Origin of the sequence: Limimaricola sp. AA108-03 (assembly GCF_050847355.1) — a bacterium.
Taxonomy (GTDB): Bacteria; Pseudomonadota; Alphaproteobacteria; order Rhodobacterales; family Rhodobacteraceae; genus Limimaricola.
The window spans coordinates 1,207,557-1,223,286 of record NZ_CP193755.1; the positions used below are offsets into that span (position 1 = coordinate 1,207,557).

14 protein-coding genes are annotated in these 15,730 nt (G+C 67.2%); 5 read left to right on the plus strand and 9 right to left on the minus strand.

The window, feature by feature from the left end; translation table 11 throughout:
• Nucleotides 1–11 precede the first annotated feature (11 nt).
• From accC to ACRAQ3_RS05970, 9 genes are all read right to left on the minus strand, one after another.
• Nucleotides 12–1,361 carry an acetyl-CoA carboxylase biotin carboxylase subunit gene (accC, locus tag ACRAQ3_RS05930; RefSeq protein ID WP_269397942.1) on the minus strand — a complete coding sequence of 450 codons (1,350 nt, stop codon included), beginning with the start codon at nt 1,359–1,361 and terminating at the stop codon, nt 12–14.
• A 5-nt stretch (nt 1,362–1,366) separates the two neighbouring features.
• Nucleotides 1,367–1,870 (minus strand): acetyl-CoA carboxylase biotin carboxyl carrier protein, encoded by a 504-nt coding sequence (gene accB, locus ACRAQ3_RS05935; RefSeq protein ID WP_432255999.1) that lies wholly within the window; start codon nt 1,868–1,870, stop codon nt 1,367–1,369.
• Between the two features lie 113 nt (nt 1,871–1,983).
• A complete protein-coding gene (locus ACRAQ3_RS05940) occupies nt 1,984–2,442 on the minus strand; it encodes a hypothetical protein (RefSeq protein WP_432256000.1) in 459 nt (152 codons plus the stop codon).
• Between the two features lie 140 nt (nt 2,443–2,582).
• The gene (gene acs, locus ACRAQ3_RS05945) at nt 2,583–4,532 is read right to left on the minus strand and encodes an acetate--CoA ligase (RefSeq protein WP_432256001.1); all 1,950 of its coding nucleotides are present in this window, start codon (nt 4,530–4,532) and stop codon (nt 2,583–2,585) included.
• Between the two features lie 29 nt (nt 4,533–4,561).
• A complete protein-coding gene (locus ACRAQ3_RS05950; RefSeq protein WP_269397946.1) occupies nt 4,562–5,317 on the minus strand; it encodes an ABC transporter ATP-binding protein in 756 nt (251 codons plus the stop codon).
• A 60-nt stretch (nt 5,318–5,377) separates the two neighbouring features.
• Nucleotides 5,378–6,136, minus strand: coding sequence for an ABC transporter ATP-binding protein (locus ACRAQ3_RS05955; protein ID WP_269397947.1), 759 nt, complete (start codon nt 6,134–6,136; stop codon nt 5,378–5,380).
• A 10-nt stretch (nt 6,137–6,146) separates the two neighbouring features.
• The gene (locus tag ACRAQ3_RS05960) at nt 6,147–7,355 is read right to left on the minus strand and encodes a branched-chain amino acid ABC transporter permease (protein ID WP_085894863.1); all 1,209 of its coding nucleotides are present in this window, start codon (nt 7,353–7,355) and stop codon (nt 6,147–6,149) included.
• A gap of 3 nt (nt 7,356–7,358) precedes the next feature.
• On the minus strand, nt 7,359–8,390 hold the full coding sequence (locus ACRAQ3_RS05965; RefSeq protein WP_269397948.1) for a branched-chain amino acid ABC transporter permease: 1,032 nt from the start codon (nt 8,388–8,390) through the stop codon (nt 7,359–7,361).
• A 115-nt stretch (nt 8,391–8,505) separates the two neighbouring features.
• Entirely contained in the window at nt 8,506–9,849 is a 1,344-nt protein-coding gene (locus tag ACRAQ3_RS05970; RefSeq protein WP_269397949.1) for a substrate-binding protein, read from the minus strand.
• Nucleotides 9,850–10,077: 228 nt separating this feature from the next.
• Between ACRAQ3_RS05970 and ACRAQ3_RS05975 the strand changes: the two genes are divergently transcribed.
• The 5 genes from ACRAQ3_RS05975 to ACRAQ3_RS05995 all read left to right on the plus strand — a co-directional run bounded on the left by ACRAQ3_RS05975 (nt 10,078) and on the right by ACRAQ3_RS05995 (nt 15,730).
• Nucleotides 10,078–11,403, plus strand: a complete 1,326-nt coding sequence (locus ACRAQ3_RS05975; RefSeq protein ID WP_432256002.1) for a short-chain fatty acyl-CoA regulator family protein — start codon at nt 10,078–10,080, stop codon at nt 11,401–11,403.
• Nucleotides 11,404–11,481: 78 nt separating this feature from the next.
• Nucleotides 11,482–11,850, plus strand: a complete 369-nt coding sequence (locus ACRAQ3_RS05980) for a response regulator transcription factor (RefSeq protein WP_085894867.1) — start codon at nt 11,482–11,484, stop codon at nt 11,848–11,850.
• Nucleotides 11,831–12,103 carry a hypothetical protein gene (locus ACRAQ3_RS05985; protein ID WP_432256003.1) on the plus strand — a complete coding sequence of 91 codons (273 nt, stop codon included), beginning with the start codon at nt 11,831–11,833 and terminating at the stop codon, nt 12,101–12,103. Before ACRAQ3_RS05980 ends, ACRAQ3_RS05985 begins: the two co-directional genes overlap by 20 nt.
• A gap of 1 nt (nt 12,104) precedes the next feature.
• On the plus strand, nt 12,105–14,792 hold the full coding sequence (locus ACRAQ3_RS05990; protein WP_432256004.1) for an ATP-binding protein: 2,688 nt from the start codon (nt 12,105–12,107) through the stop codon (nt 14,790–14,792).
• Between the two features lie 53 nt (nt 14,793–14,845).
• Nucleotides 14,846–15,730, plus strand: coding sequence for a hypothetical protein (locus ACRAQ3_RS05995; protein WP_432256005.1), 885 nt, complete (start codon nt 14,846–14,848; stop codon nt 15,728–15,730).

Here is a 15,730-nt window from a genome sequence, read left to right on the forward strand (position 1 = left end):
CGGCCCCCGCCTTATCCTTGCAGGGTCTGGTCGAGCCAGCGCTCGAGCCAGTGGATGTTGTAATCCCCCTTGAGGATGTCGGGTTCGCCCAAGAGGGCGTGGTGCAGCGGCACGGTGGTGTCGACGCCATCGACGATCAGCTCGCCCAGCGCCCGGTTGAGACGGGCCAGCGCCTCGGCCCGGTCCTGGCCATGCACGATCAGCTTGGCGATCAGGCTGTCGTAATAGGGCGGGATGCGGTAGCCATCATAGAGCGCGCTGTCCATCCGGACGCCAAGGCCGCCGGGGGCGTGATACTGCGTGATCCGGCCCGGGCAGGGCGCGAAGTTCGGCAGCTTCTCGGCGTTGATCCGGACCTCGATCGCGTGACCGCGGATCTGCAGATCCTCCTGCGCGAAGGACATCGGCAGCCCGGCGGCAACGCGGATCTGCTCGCGCACGAGATCGACGCCGAAGATCGCCTCGGTCACCGGATGCTCCACCTGCAGGCGGGTGTTCATCTCGATGAAGTAGAACTCGTCATTCTCGAACAGGAACTCGATCGTGCCGGCGCCGGCATAGTTGATCTTCGACACCGCGTCGGCGCAGACCTTGCCGATCCGGTCGCGCAGCTCCTGCGTGATGCAGGGGCCGGGGGCCTCCTCGAGCACCTTCTGGTGACGCCGTTGCAGCGAGCAGTCGCGCTCGCCCAGATGCACCGCGCCGCCCTTGCCGTCGCCGAAGACCTGGATCTCGATGTGGCGCGGCGTGGTGAGGTACTTCTCGATATAGACCTCGTCATTGCCGAAGGCGGCCTTGGCCTCGGAGCGCGCGGTCTGGAAGGCGCGCTCGATCTCGGCCTCGGACTTCGCGACCTTCATGCCGCGTCCGCCGCCGCCGGCGGTGGCCTTGATGATCACCGGGTAGCCGATCTCGGCGCCGATCTTCTTGGCCGCCTCGACGGTCGGCACGCCGCCATCCGAGCCCGGCACGCAAGGAACGCCCAGCGCCTTCATCGTGTCCTTGGCGGTGATCTTGTCGCCCATGACGCGGATATGCTCGGCGGTCGGGCCGATGAAGGTCAGGCCGTGATCCTCGACCGCCTGCACGAAGGCGGCGTTCTCGGAGAGGAAGCCGTAGCCCGGATGTATCGCCTGGGCACCGGTGATCTCGCAGGCCGAGAGGATGGCCGGGAAGGAGAGATAGGACTGGCCCGAGGGGGGCGGGCCGATGCAGATCGCCTCATCGGCCATGCGCACATGCATGGCATCCGAATCGGCGGTGGAGTGTACGGCGACGGACTTGATGCCCATCTCGCGCGCGGCGCGCACGACGCGCAGCGCGATTTCGCCGCGGTTGGCGATGAGGATCTTGTCGAACATGGGGCTCACTCGATGATCATCAGCGGCGCGCCGAACTCGACCGGGCTGCCATCCTCGACGAGGATGCGCTTGACGGTGCCGGAGCGGGGGGCGGGGATCTGGTTCATGGTCTTCATCGCCTCGATGATGAGGACGGTGTCGCCCTCCTTCACCTGCGCGCCCGGCGAAACGAAGGGCGGCGAGCCGGGCTCGGCCTGCAGATAGGCGGTGCCGACCATGGGCGAGGTAACGGCGCCCGGATGGCTCGCGGGGTCGTCGGAGACGGCGGCGGCGGGAGCCGCGGCCGGGCTCGGGGCCGCTGCGGCGGCCATCGGGGCGGGCTGGCTCTGCTGCGCGGGCATGGCGACCTGTTGCACGACTTCGCGGGCGCGGCTGACCCGGACGTTCAGGCTGTCATTCTCGCCGTAATCGCGCTTCACCTGAAGCTCGGTCAGATCGTTCTGGTTCAGCAGTTCCGCCAGCGCGCGGATGAAGCTGACATCGCTGTCGTGGCTGGTCTTGTCGCTCATAGCTCTGGGCCCCTCGTATCACGCCCGTCCGGGCTGCAGTTCCGGGGGCTTATACGCCGGTTCGAAGGGCGAGGAAAGCAGCCCCCGACCAAGGGGCGCAAAGCGGTGCCGCGTCAGGCGTCGCCGGTGCCGGGGTCCGTGGGGATCGGTTCGATGGGATCGTTGTCGCGCAGCGGTATCAGAGGCGCCGGGGCCAGATCGATGGCTGTCGGCACGGGGGGCGCCTCGGGCAGCGGGGCGGGCGCCGGTTCTGAAATTCGGGAATCCGCCTTCGCTTCGAGGGCAACTCTCGCTTCGCGGAGTTCCTCCTGGCGGGCGCTGTCGGGCAGCATGGCGACGCCCCATGGTTTGAGCGCCCGCTCGGGCGAATATTCCTTGATCGAGGTGGACGGCGACATGAGCCCCGCTCGCACGAGACCGAAGCGACTCTGATCCGGTGGGCGCGGGGCAACGAAATCCGTGCGCTCGGAGGCGGTCACGGGCGGCAGGTCAGGTCGCGGTCGCGCCGCGGAGGCCGGCTCGAGTCGTGACTGCGCGATATCCCCGGTCGCCAGCCAGGACATCGGCGGCATCTGTCTGACAAGATCCATCTCATGCTCCCGAATCAGAAGCCCCACGAAGCGATGATCCCGGCAGATTATGGAAAAAGGATGAAGCCCCGGGGTTTCGCTGCGGGCCGGCGCAAAACCGGCCAGCAGCGCGTGATACAGGCTCAGCCGCGGTTCATGCGGTTCTGGATCAGATCCTCGACGACTTGCGGTTCGGCCAGCGTCGAGGTGTCGCCGAGGCTGCCGTAATCGTTCTCGGCGATCTTGCGCAGGATGCGGCGCATGATCTTTCCCGAGCGGGTCTTGGGGAGGCCGGGCGCCCACTGGATGCAATCGGGCTTGGCGATCGGGCCGATCTCCTGCCGGACCCAATTCTCGAGTTCCTTGCGCAGCGCGTCACTCGCCTCGACCCCCTCCATCAGCGTCACATAGGCATAGATGCCCTGGCCCTTCACCTCGTGCGGATAGCCGACGACGGCGGCCTCGGAGACCGCCTTGTGCGCGACCAGTGCGCTCTCGACCTCGGCGGTGCCCATGCGGTGGCCGGAGACGTTGATCACGTCGTCGACGCGACCGGTGATCCAATAATAGCCGTCGGCGTCGCGACGGCAGCCGTCGCCGGAGAAGTAGTAGCCCGGATATTGCGAGAAATAGGTCTGCTCGAACCGGTCGTGATCGCCCCAGATGGTGCGCATCTGCCCGGGCCAGCTGTCGGCAATGGCGAGCACACCCTCGGCCTCAGTTTCCTCGATCACGGCGCCCGATTGCGGGTCGAGCACCACCGGTTCGACCCCGAAGAAGGGCAGGGTGGCGGAGCCCGGCTTGGTCGCGATGGCGCCGGGCAGAGAGGTGATCATGTGGCCGCCGGTCTCGGTCTGCCACCAAGTGTCGACGATCGGCACCTTACCCTTGCCGATGACCCGGTCGTACCACTCCCAGGCCTCCGGATTGATCGGCTCGCCCACCGTGCCCAGCACCTTGAGCGAGGACAGATCGCGGCCCTCGGCCCAATGCTCGCCCTTGCCCATCAGGGCCCGGATCGCGGTGGGGGCGGTGTAGAACTGGTTCACCTTGTGCTTCTCGCAGACCTCCCAGAAGCGCGAAGCGTCGGGATAGGTCGGCACGCCTTCGAACATCAGCGTGGTCGCGCCATTGGCGAGCGGCCCGTAAACGATGTAGCTGTGCCCGGTGACCCAGCCGACATCGGCGGTGCACCAGAACACGTCGCCGTCATGGTAGTCGAAGACGTAATGATGCGTCATCGCGGCATAGGCGAGATAGCCGCCGGTCGTGTGCACCACGCCCTTGGGCTGTCCGGTGGAGCCGGAGGTGTATAGGATGAAGAGCGGATCCTCCGCGCCCATCTCCTCCGCTGGGCAGTCCTCGGAGACGCCGTCCTCCATCTCGTGCAGCCAATGGTCGCGGCCCTCGACCATCTCGACCGCGCCGCCGGTGCGCTTGACCACCAGCATCTGCGTGCCTTCGGGGCACTTCTCGAAAGCCTTGTCGGCATTGGTCTTGAGCGGGGTGTTGCGGCCCCCGCGCGGGGCCTCGTCGGCGGTGACTACGACCTTGGCGTCGCAGCCCGACACCCGCGCCGAGAGCGCGTCCGGCGAGAAGCCCGCGAAGACCACGGAGTGGATCGCGCCGATCCGGGCGCAGGCCAGCATCGCATAGGCCGCCTCGGGGATCATCGGCATGTAGATGACGACGCGGTCGCCTTTTCCGACGCCCATCTTCTTCAGCACGTTGGCGAATTTGCCGACATGGGCATGCAACTGCTGATAGGTGATGTGCTGCGCTTCGGCCTGCGGGTCGTCGGGTTCCCAGATGATCGCGGTCTGGGCGCCGCGGGTCGCGAGGTGCCGGTCGATGCAATTCGCCGCGACGTTGAGCGCGCCATCTTCGAACCACTCGATCGAAACCCGGCCCAGCTCGAAATTGGTGTTCTTCACCTTGGAAAACGGCTTGATCCAGTCCAGCCGCTTGCCCTGTTCGGCCCAGAACCCTTCGGGGTCCTGCATCGATTGCGCGTACATGCGATCATAGCCGGCGCGGTCGAGATGGGCGCGGGCGCGGGTCTCCTCGCTCGGCTCGTGAAGCTGCGGTGTCATGAGCGGATCCTTCATTCTCTCCCTCGTGCTCAGATCGCGAGATAGCGCTGCCTGAGCGCCTCGTCCTCGAGCACCTCCTGTGCCGATCCGTCATAGACCACGGAGCCGGTGTCAAGGATCACGGCCCGATCCGCGAGCTTGAGCGCGGCCACGGCGTTCTGCTCGACGATGATGGTGGTGATCCCCTGATCGCGGATGATGTTCAGCGTCTTGGCGATCTCCTGCACGATCACCGGTGCGAGCCCTTCATAGGGCTCGTCGAGCAGCAGCACCTTGATGTCGCGTGCCAACGCGCGGGCGATGGCCAGCATCTGCTGCTCGCCGCCCGAGAGAGTGACGCCTTCCTGCCGGCGGCGCTCCTTGAGCCGCGGGAACAGGCCGTAGATCCGTTCCAGCGACCAGCCGACAGGCGGCGCGATCTGCGCGAGCTGCAGGTTCTCCTCGACCGTGAGACCGGGGATGATGCGCCGGTCCTCGGGGACCAGGGCGATGCCATTGGCCGCCGCCTCGTGCGACCTCATCTTGTGCAGCGGCTTGTGGTCGAGCCAGATCTCGCCATGCCTGAGCGCCGGGTTGTCGAGCCGGGCGATGGTCCTGAGCGTCGAGGTCTTGCCGGCGCCATTGCGGCCCAGCAGCGCCAGGATCTCGCCCTCGTGGATGTCGAAGCTCACGCCTTGGACGATGTAGCTCTCGCCGTAATAGGCTTGGATGTCCCAGATCGAGAGGAATTTGGGGTGGGTCGCGGCGCTGCTGCGATCGCGGTCGAAAGTCGCTGTCTCGTTCATGTCGTTCTCCCGCAAAACTCTTCGAAGAGTTTTGCAATTTCCTTCGAAGGAAATTGCGCCTCAGACCTGCGCTTCGCCCAGATAGGCTTCGCGCACCTTGGGGTGGCCCTTGATGTTCTCTGGCGTTTCCTCGACCAGCGGCGTGCCCTGTGCGAGCACGGTGATCCGCTCGGCGAGTGAGAACACCACGTGCATGTCGTGCTCGATGATGCACATGGTGATGTCGCGCTTGGCCTTGATCTCCTTCAATAGGTCGATGGTGTTGTTGGTGTCGGCCCGCGCCATCCCCGCGGTCGGCTCGTCGAGCAGCAGGAGCTTGGGCGCCTGCACAAGACACATCGCCATTTCCAGCCGTCGCTTGTCCCCGCGCGACAGGCTCGAGGCGGTCATGTGCCGCTTGTCGAGCATGTCGACGTCCTCGAGCATCGCCTCGGCCTGTTCGCGGATGTCCGCCTCCTTGCGCACCGTCTCGTAGGCGTGCAGCCGAAACGCGCCGTCGCGCCGCGCGAAGCAGGGGATCATCACGTTCTCCAGAACGCTGAGATCGCCGAAGATCTCGGGCGTCTGGAAGACCCTGGAAATGCCCATCTGGTTGATCTCGTGCGGCTTGCGGCCGAGCACCGACTTGCCGTCGAACATCACGCTGCCCGAGTCCGGGATCAGCTTGCCGACGAGGCAGTTGAGCAGCGTCGACTTGCCGGCCCCGTTCGGGCCGATGATCGCGTGGACCGAGTTCTCCTTGACCGAGAGGTTGACGTCTCCCAGCGCCTGCAGCCCGCCGAAGCGCTTGTTGACGCCCTTTACTTCGAGAATGCCCATATCGGCCTCCTTATTCCGCGGCGGCGCGCTGACGCGCGGCGTCGGATTCCACGTGGCCGGCGTTGCGGTCGCGGCGGCGGAACAGCCGCCCCGTCCGCTGCGCCCCCTCAACCAAGCCGCCCGGCAGGAAGATCACGACCAGCATGAACATGATGCCCAGCGTGAGGTGCCAGCCCTTGCCGATGAAGGGATGGATGAGTGTCACCATGACGTTCTCCAGCCCGTCGGGCATGAAGGCGAACCACTGGTGCAGGATGCCGTCGTTGATCTTCGAGAAGATGTTCTCGAAATACTTGATGAAGCCCGCGCCGAGCACCGGCCCGATCAGCGTGCCGGCGCCGCCCAGGATGGTCATCAGCACCACCTCTCCGCTCGCCGTCCACTGCATCCGATCGGCACCGGCGAGCGGGTCCATCGCCGCCAGGAGCCCACCGGCGAGACCGGCATACATGCCCGAGATCACGAAGGCCGCCAGCGTGTAGGGGCGGGTGTTGAGGCCGGTGTAGTTCATCCGCTGCTGGTTCGATTTCACCGCGCGCAGCATCATCCCGAAGGGCGAGCGGAAAATTCGGACCGAGAGGTAGAAGGCCAGAAGCATCAGCGCCGCGCAGACATAGTAGCCGACGGAGAAATCCCAGCTCCAGGGCCCGACGAAGAGCGTCGTGCTGTCGCGCATCTCGGCGCCGAACAGGGAGGTGACGGGCAGGCCACCGTTCGAGGGGCCGTCGAGGATGCGCGGATCGTTCAGGCTGATCTGCAGCCCCGTCTCGCCATTGGTCACCGGCGTCAGCACCGAGTAGGCGAGGTTGTAGCTCATCTGCGCGAAGGCCAGCGTCAGGATCGAGAAGTAGATGCCCGAGCGGCGCAGGCTGACGAAGCCGATCACCAGAGCGAACAGGCCGGCCATGACGATCGACAGGAGGATCGCCGGGATCACGTTCATGCTCAGCAGCTTGAACATCCATACCGCCGAATAGGAGCCGATCCCGAGGAAGGCCGCGTGGCCGAAGGAGAGGTAGCCGGTGAGGCCGAACAGGATGTTGAAGCCGATCGCGAAGATCCCGAAGATCACGAAGCGCTGCATCAGGTCGGGATAGCCCGCGTTGAACTGCGCCAGCGCCGATCCGGCGGGAAACGGATTCAGGATGATCGGCGCGAACAGGGTGATGAAGGCCACTGCCAGCATCAGGTAGGTGTCTTTGCGCTCCAATCCGAGCATGGCTTAGTCCTCCATCACGCCACGGCGGCCCATCAGGCCGCGGGGGCGGGTCAGCAGAATGACGATGGCGACGAGGTAGATGATGATCTGGTCGATGCCGGGCAGCAGCGACTTGACCTCGTTCATCGAGGCGAAGCTCTGCAGGATGCCGAGCAGGAACCCGGCCAGCACCGCGCCGGGCAACGATCCCATGCCGCCGACCACGACGACCACGAAGCTCAGCACCAGGAAATCCATGCCCATGTGGTAGTTCGGGCTGAGGATCGGCGTGTACATCACCCCCGCAAGACCCGCGACCGCGGCCGCGAGGCCGAACATCAGCGTGAAACGGCGGTCGATGTCGATGCCCAAGAGCCCCACCGTCTCGCGGTCGGCCATACCGGCGCGCACCACCATGCCGAATGTGGTGAATTGCAGGAAGGCGAAGACGGCGGCGATGATGGTGCCGGCAAAGAAGAAATAGACCAGTCGCCAGTAGGGATAGATGATCGTGAACGGGTCGAAGCCGAGCCAGACGCCGATGTCGAGGCTGCCGCGAAAGGTGCTGGGCGCGGGCGTCGGGATCGGGTTGGCGCCATAGAAATACTTGATGATTTCCTGCAGCACGATGGCGAGGCCGAAGGTGACGAGGATCTGGTCGGCATGCGGGCGCTTGTAGAAATGCTTGATCAGGCCGCGCTCCATCGCGAAGCCGACGAGGATCATCACCGGGATGGCCAGCAGGATCGCCAGGGGCACTGCCCAGTCGACGATGGCGGCGCCGATCTCGGGGCCGAACCAGTTTTCCACATAAGGGGTCTGCACCTTCAGCGGATTGCCGAGGAAGTCGGTGCGTTCGGGGTCAATGGTGGTGACGCTGATCGTCAGGATCTTCTGCAGCGTCACGGCGCAGAAGGCCCCGATCATGAACAGCGCGCCATGCGCGAAGTTCACCACGCCGAGCGTGCCGAAGATCAGCGTCAGGCCGAGCGCGATCAGCGCGTAGGCCGAGCCCTTGTCGAGCCCGTTCAGGATCTGGATGAGTATGGCGTCCATGGTCCCCGTCCATATGTGAGGATGGTCAAGCCGCCCCCGGTCGCGCGCGGGTCAGGGGCACGCGTCGGGAGGGACCGGCCGCGCGCCGCGCGGCCGGCGGTGTCGAAGGGAGGTCTCAGGCCCCCGGGTTGCACTCGCCCAGCGCACCGCCCGCGAACATCGGGTGGTCATGCGGGTAGGTGACCTGTTCGGTCGGCGTGACCTCGACGATTTCCACGAGGTGGAACTCGTCCTGCGGGGTCTCGGCGCCCTTCACCACGACCACGTCCTTGAAGCATTGGTGATCGTCGGCGCGGTACAGCGTCGGGCCGTTGCCAAGCCCGTCGAACTCGTAGCCCTCCAGCGCCTCGACCACCGCGCACGGGTTGAAATCGCCGGCCCGCGCCACGGCATCGGCATAGAGCAGCGTCTGCACGTAGCAGGTATGGGCGGCCTGGCTCGGCGGGAAGCCGTATTTCTCGCCGAAGCTCTTCACGAAGGCCTGTGTGCCGGCATCCTCCAGTTTCCAGTCCCAGTTCTGCGAGCCGGGGATGCCCTTGATCGCCTGGCCGGCGCCGCGTGCCATCAGTTCGGAGTAGAGCGGCACCACGATCTGGAAATCCTTGCCGTTTGCCTGCCGGTCGCGCAGGCCGAACTGCACGGCCTGAGTCAGCGAGTTCACCATGTCGCCGCCGTAGTGATTGAGCACCAGCACGTCCGCGCCCGAGTTCAGCACTGGCGCGATGTAGGAGGAGAAATCGCCGGCACCGAGCGGCGTGCGCACCTTCTCGGCGGTCTGCCAGCCCATTGCCTCGGTCGCCGCAGCGATCGATTCCTCCTGGGTCCAGCCCCAGGTGTAGTCGGCGGTCAGGTGGTAGGCCTTGCGGTCGGTGCCGTAGAGACCCTGCAGCACCGGGGCCAGCGCCTGCGCCGACATGTAGGCGTTGAAGAAGTGCCGGAAGCCGTTGGCCTTGCGGTCCTTGCCGGTGGTATCGTTCGAATGGGTGAGGCCGGCCATGAAGATCACGCCGGCTTCCTGGCACAGGCCCTGTACCGCGATCGCCGTGCCCGAGGACGAGCCACCGGTAATCATCACCGCGCCGTCCTTCTGGATCATCGACTGCGCCGTGGCACGGGCGACGTCGGACTTGGTCTGGTCGTCACCGGTGACGTATTCGACCTTCTTGCCAAGGATGCCGGTGCCGTCGAGCGCCTGGCTCGAGAAAGTCTGCAGCATGCCGCCATCGCCGCCGCCATTGAGGTGCTCGACCGCGAGTTCGAGGGCGCGCAACTCGTCGGCGCCCTCGTCGGCATAGGCGCCGGTCAGCGGGACGTTGAAGCCGAGAGTGACGCTCGACCCGGTCGGTTCGTTGGTGAAGGCCGATGCGCTCGAGGTGAAGATCGTCGGCAAGGCCAGGCCGGCGCCACCCACCGCGCCGGTCTTCAGCAGCCCGCGCCGCGAGAAGTTCTGTCGTCTCATGTAGTCTCCTCCCTGAAGTTCCGGTCGACGCGACCGGGACCTCCTCCGCCCCCGCGCGCCGCCACACCTATCAGTGCAGCCCGAGTATCGGGGCGAAACTGAAAACGAGGCAACAAATCCTTGGAGATAGGGGGTTTTTCTGTAAATTGATCGACATGAAAGTGCAAAAGGCTGTAAATTCCTTTTCTCGCGAACGCAGCAAGTCCTTGATCGGGCTAGGCTCTTGTTATGGCTGAACCATCCTCGCGCCGCACTCTGGCAGGCGGGCGGATCCGGGCCCGGCGGCTCGATGCCGGGCTGGCGCAGGCCGAACTCGCGCGGCAGGTCGGGATCTCGCCTTCATATCTCAACCTGATCGAGCATGACCGACGGCGGATCGGCGGGCGGCTTCTCAATGCCTTGGCCCGGGCGCTCGATCTCGAACCGGCGCAGATCGCCGAAGGCGCGGGGGGCGCGCGTGTCGAGCGGCTCGGCGCGGCGGCCCTGGCACGCGGGCGTCCGACGTCGGATGCCGAGGCTTTCGCGAGCCGCTTTCCGGACTGGGCGGCCTTGGTCGAGACGCAAGCCGAGATGATCGAAACGCTCAAGGCGCAGGTCGCGGGTCTGAGCGACCGGCTGGCGCATGATCCGGAGCTTTCGGCCTCGCTGCATCAGGTCATCACCGCCGCCACGGCGATCCGCTCGACCGCCTCGATCCTCGCGGGGAACGAGGCCCTCGACCGCGACTGGCAGGCGCGGTTCCACCGCAACATCCATGCCGAGAGCCTGCGGCTGGCCGAAAGCAGCCGCAGATTGGCCGGCTATCTGGAAGCGCCGGGCGAGGGTGACGGGGCAGGCGTCGCGGCGCTCTCGCCGCTCGACCAGGTCGAAGCGGCGCTCGACCGGCTCGGGCATCACCTCCCGGCGCTCGAAGGCCCCGACCCCGCGATGAGCCCGGAAGAGGTGGCGAAGGGGGTGCCCGGACTGGACGAGGCCGCGCAGGATATCCTCACCGTCTGGCTGAGAACCTATCGCGCCGATGCGGCCGCCCTGCCGGTCGAGACCGTGGCGCGGGGCTGGCGCGAGACGCCGGAGCCGCTGGCGCTCGCGTCGCGGCTGGGCTGCGCCTTGCCGCGACTGTTGCGCCGCCTCGCCGCGCTGCCGCCGGGGGCCGGGCCGGCACGCGCAGGGCTCGTCATCAGCGACGCTGGCGGCGCGCTGGGGCCGCGCCGTGCGCTCGACGGGCTCACCTTGCAGCGCGGCGCCGTGGCCTGCCCGCTCTGGCCGATATACGAGTCGCTGTCCCAGCCGGGTCGGCCCTTGCGCGCCCTGGCGATGATGCCCGGGGAGACGGCCTCGGCCGCCCTGTGCTATGCGGTCTCCACGATCGAGGTTGGCCCGGATTGGATGGCGCCGCCGCGTATGGTGGCGGTGATGCTGATGCTGCCCTCGGACACGGCTCCTGCGGAGACCACGCGCCGTGCCGTCGGTCCCGGCTGCAGCCTGTGCCCGCGCGACAACTGTCCGGCGCGCCGCGAGCCGTCGCTTCTGCCGACACCGTCGCGCATGCTTTGACACCGCCACGCCGGGTGACGATAGTATCCTCGCGGCCGCGCTCCGGGGGAGAGGCGTGGCCCGGGGGAGGGGTCGTTCATGGCCAGACGTGTCCTGCTGATCGAGGACGAACCGAACATCATCGAGGCCGTGAGCTTCATCCTGTCGCGCGACGGCTGGACCGTGCACACCCATTCCGACGGCGCCAGCGCCGCGGAGCGGGTCCGCGCGCATCCTCCCGATCTCGTGATCCTCGACGCGATGCTGCCCGGACGTTCGGGCTATGACATCCTTCAGGAGCTGCGCGATGCCGAGGAAACGCGCGGCATTCCGGTGATGATGCTCACCGCGCGCGGTCAGGCCCGCGATCGCGAACTGGCGCTCAGCCTCGGCGCCACGCATTTCATGACCAAGCCCTTCTCGAACGCCGAGGTGCTCGACCGGGTCCGTGCCCTTGCCGGGGGGTGAGGACACGCGCCCCGGGCGACGGCCGATCTTTCTCGCCCGCGCCTCCTATCGCCGTCGAAGGCTGCGCGACGCGGCGTTGCTGGCGCCGCTCGCGGCGGGCTTTCTCTGGGCCCTGCCGCTCCTGTGGCCACGCGGCGATACGCCGGCCTCGCGGGTGCTCGTCTATCTCTTCGCGACATGGGCGCTGAGCGTTCTGGTCGCGGTGCTGCTGGCGCGCGCGCTGCGCCGCGCCGCCCGCGCCGAGGAGAGCTGAGATGCTCGGCTTCAACGGGCTGGTCGGGATCGCGCTGCTCTACGTGGCCTTCCTGTTCGGTGTCGCCTTTGCCGCCGAGCGCCGTGCCGCGCAGGGCCGAGATGGCTGGCTGCGAAGCCCCTGGATCTACACGCTGTCGCTGTCGATCTACTGCACTGCCTGGACCTTCTACGGTGCGGTCGGCTACGCCGCGCGCTCCGGCCTCGAATACCTGACCATCTATCTCGGCCCGAGCCTCGTGATGCTCGGTTGGTGGTGGCTCCTGCGCAAGCTGGTGCGGGTCGGCCGGGCGCAGCGGATCACCTCGATCGCCGACCTGATCTCCTCGCGTTTCGGCAAGTCGACGCTGCTGGGCGTCATCGTCACCTTGCTCGCGGTGGTCGGTGTCACCCCCTATATCGCGCTGCAGTTGCAATCCATCGCCCAGTCGCTCGATGTCTTCGCCGGACCCGGCGACACGGCGGCGGATGGCGGTTCGGTGGCCCTTTGGTCGGCCATCGGGCTGGCCTTGTTCACCATCCTCTTCGGCACCCGCAATCTCGACGCAAACGAACGCCACCACGGCATCGTCATGGCGATCGCGGTCGAGGCGGTCGTCAAGATCGGCGCATTGCTCGCGGTGGGCATCTTCGTGGTCTGGGATCTGGGCGGCGGCCCTTCGGCGATGCTGGCGCGGATCGATGCCTCGCCCATCGCCGCCTGGGAGCAGTCGGGCGGGCGATGGGTCGGCTTCACCCTGCTTTCGGCGGCCGCGCTGCTCTGCCTGCCGCGCATGTTCCAGGTGCTGGTCGTCGAGAACGCCGATGAATCGCATCTGGGTACGGCGAGCTGGGCTTTTCCGCTCTATCTGCTGTTGATGAGCCTTTTCGTGGTGCCGATCGCCGTGATGGGGCTCGAGCGTTTGCCCGACGGCTCAAATCCGGACATGTTCGTGTTGACGCTACCCTTGGCCGAGGGGCGCGACGGGCTGGCGGCCTGGGCCTTTCTCGGCGGCTTTTCCTCGGCCGCCTCCATGGTGATGGTGGCGACCATCGCCTTGGCGACCATGGTGTCGAACCACATCGTCGTGCCGCTCTGGCTGCATGCGCGGGCGCAGGGCGCGGTGATGTCCGGCGATGTGCGCGGCATGGTGCTGATCTCGCGCAGGCTGTCGATCCTCGGCGTGCTGGGGCTGGGCTATCTCTACTTTCGGCTCTCGGGCGGCGGTGCCGCCTTGGCGTCGATCGGTCTGGTGGCCTTCGTCGGCGTGGTGCAGGTGCTTCCGGCGATGCTCGGCGGGCTGTTCTGGCGCGGCGCTACCCGCAACGGGGCGGCGGCGGGGCTCGTGATCGGCTTCGCGGTCTGGCTCTGGAGCATGTTCCTGCCCAGCGTCGGCGACGGCACGGCGATCCCGGCCGCCGTGATGACGCAGGGGCCATTCGGGCTGGCCTGGTTGCGGCCGCAGGCGCTGTTCGGGTCCGAAGGGCTCGACCCGGTTCTGCACGCGGCGTTGTGGTCGCTGGTGCTCAACAGCATGGCCTTCGTGGCGGTGTCGCTAGCGAGCTTTCCGGGCCCGGTGGAGCGGCTGCAGGGGGCGCAGTTCGTCGGCGTGTTCGACCATTCCGGCGGGCCCGGCGGATGGGCTCGCGGCGCCGCGGATGCCGAAACCCTGCTGGTCATGGCGCAGCGCATCCTCGGATCCGCCGAGGCACAGGCGATCTTCGCGCGCGCCGCTGCGGCGCAGGGGCGCGACGGTGCCCTGCCGGACGTGACGCCTGAATTCATCCGTGCGCTCGAGCGCGAGCTTGCCGGCTCGGTCGGCGCGGCGACGGCCCATGCGATGATCGGCCAGATGACCGAAGGCGCGAGCGTGACGGTCGAGGAACTGATCGCCGTGGCCGACGAAACCGCACAGATCATGGAATATTCCGGTCGCCTCGAACAGAAGTCGGCCGAGTTGGAACGCACCGCCATGGCGCTGCGCGAGGCCAATGCCAACCTCACCGCGCTCTCGGTGCAGAAGGACGGCTTCCTGAGCCAGGTCAGCCACGAGTTGCGCACGCCGATGACTTCGATTCGCGCCTTTGCCGAGATCCTGCGGGAGGGCGGGCTTGCCCCCGACGAGCAGGCGCGGTTCGCGGCGATCATCGGCGACGAGGCGGGGCGGCTCACGCGGCTGCTCGACGATCTGCTCGATCTCGCGGTGCTGGAGGCGGGGCAGGGGCGGCTCGATATGCGCCGGGTGGTGCTGTCAGAGGTGCTGGATCGGGCATTAGCCGCCGCCTTGCCCGATCCCGGCGGGCTGCGGCTTCTTCGCGATCGTGCCACCGAGGCCGTGGAGATCGAGACCGACCCGGACCGGCTGGCTCAGGTTTTCATCAACCTGATCGCCAATGCCCGAAAATACTGTGACGCGGCAGAGCCCGAACTGCGTATCGTCTGGCGGCCCGAACCGGGCGCCGTCGATTTCATCGACAACGGCTCCGGCATTCCGGCCGAGCAAGGGCGGGTGATCTTTGAAAAGTTTTCGCGGTTGAGCGACCCCGGCCGCGCCGGTGGCGCCGGGCTTGGCTTGGCGATCTGTCGCGAGATCATGACGCGCCTGGGCGGCGCGGTGCGGCATTTGCCGGGCTCTGAGGGCACGACATTTCGGGTCGAGCTGCCCCGAAACACCGCGGCATTAGCGATCGATCAACCGGTCGCGGTGTAGATCTGCGCCTGGTGGCGGTTCGTTTCGCTGCTGCCGCGAAACGGGATGACCGCATGATTTTGGAGAGCGTGTTGCGCAGGTTGGTGGGCGGCGAAACCGGCACCGCGTCGTCTTCTGCTTCCGAGGGTGCGCTGGGACTGGCGCTGGCGCGCGCGGCACAGGACAGCATCGGCCTGCCGCTCGTCGCGCTTGGCGTCGCGCGCGGCTCCGAGGAGCGCGCGCAACTCGTGGCCGGGCTCGATGCGACGGAATTGCTGATCGGATTGGGGCCACCGGGGGCGATAACCGGATTGGCCGTGATCGAGCCGCAACTGCGCTGTGCCGTGGTTGAGAGCCAGACCCTCGGGGCGCCTCGCCCCAGCACGGTCACGCCCGGTCCCGTCACCGGCACGGAGGCGGCAATGATGGCGCCATTGCTGCAAGGGCTATTGGGCCGTCTGGCAGCGCTCGACATGCCGAGTTTGCCGCCGATGCGCGACCTACGACCCGGCCAGCGGTTGCCGGATGCCCGGGCGGCGGGGCTGATTCTGCCGGATGCGCGCTACGAGCGACTGAGTTTCGAGATGGAGATCGGTCCGGGAAGCGGTCGCGTCGGACGTCTCCTGCTGGCGCTGTCGGAACCTGCCAAGGCCGCCGATGATACCGGGGCCGAGCGGTGGCGGAGGGCCCTGAGAGACAGCGTCTTGCAGGCCCCGGCCGAGCTTGAAGCGGTGCTACACCGATGGCGTGTCTCCGCGCGGGAAGCGGAGGGTTTCGCTCCGGGCGATCTCGTGATGCTGCCGGGCGTGGACCTGTCCGCGGTGCGGCTCGAAGACGCCCGGGGGCGCGAGATCGCCAAGGTGAGGCTGGGGCAGCGGGCAGGGTTGCGGGCGGTGCGCCTCGCCCCGCCGGAGCCTCAGGAAGACCTGCCAGAGATCCCGCCGCGGCTGCCGGGATGA

Excerpts from the sequence above, each read along its gene's own strand:
- ACRAQ3_RS05955 (WP_269397947.1), bottom strand. The coding sequence starts at position 6,136 with ATGGGCATTCTCGAAGTAAAGGGCGTCAACAAGCGCTTCGGCGGGCTG.
- ACRAQ3_RS05975 (WP_432256002.1), top strand. The coding sequence starts at position 10,078 with ATGGCTGAACCATCCTCGCGCCGCACTCTGGCAGGCGGGCGGATCCGG.
- ACRAQ3_RS05990 (WP_432256004.1), top strand. The coding sequence starts at position 12,105 with ATGCTCGGCTTCAACGGGCTGGTCGGGATCGCGCTGCTCTACGTGGCC.
- accC (WP_269397942.1), bottom strand. The coding sequence starts at position 1,361 with ATGTTCGACAAGATCCTCATCGCCAACCGCGGCGAAATCGCGCTGCGC.
- accB (WP_432255999.1), bottom strand. The coding sequence starts at position 1,870 with ATGAGCGACAAGACCAGCCACGACAGCGATGTCAGCTTCATCCGCGCG.
- ACRAQ3_RS05980 (WP_085894867.1), top strand. The coding sequence starts at position 11,482 with ATGGCCAGACGTGTCCTGCTGATCGAGGACGAACCGAACATCATCGAG.
- ACRAQ3_RS05940 (WP_432256000.1), bottom strand. The coding sequence starts at position 2,442 with ATGCCGCCGATGTCCTGGCTGGCGACCGGGGATATCGCGCAGTCACGA.
- ACRAQ3_RS05965 (WP_269397948.1), bottom strand. The coding sequence starts at position 8,390 with ATGGACGCCATACTCATCCAGATCCTGAACGGGCTCGACAAGGGCTCG.
- ACRAQ3_RS05995 (WP_432256005.1), top strand. The coding sequence starts at position 14,846 with ATGATTTTGGAGAGCGTGTTGCGCAGGTTGGTGGGCGGCGAAACCGGC.
- acs (WP_432256001.1), bottom strand. The coding sequence starts at position 4,532 with ATGACACCGCAGCTTCACGAGCCGAGCGAGGAGACCCGCGCCCGCGCC.
- ACRAQ3_RS05950 (WP_269397946.1), bottom strand. The coding sequence starts at position 5,317 with ATGAACGAGACAGCGACTTTCGACCGCGATCGCAGCAGCGCCGCGACC.
- ACRAQ3_RS05970 (WP_269397949.1), bottom strand. The coding sequence starts at position 9,849 with ATGAGACGACAGAACTTCTCGCGGCGCGGGCTGCTGAAGACCGGCGCG.
- ACRAQ3_RS05960 (WP_085894863.1), bottom strand. The coding sequence starts at position 7,355 with ATGCTCGGATTGGAGCGCAAAGACACCTACCTGATGCTGGCAGTGGCC.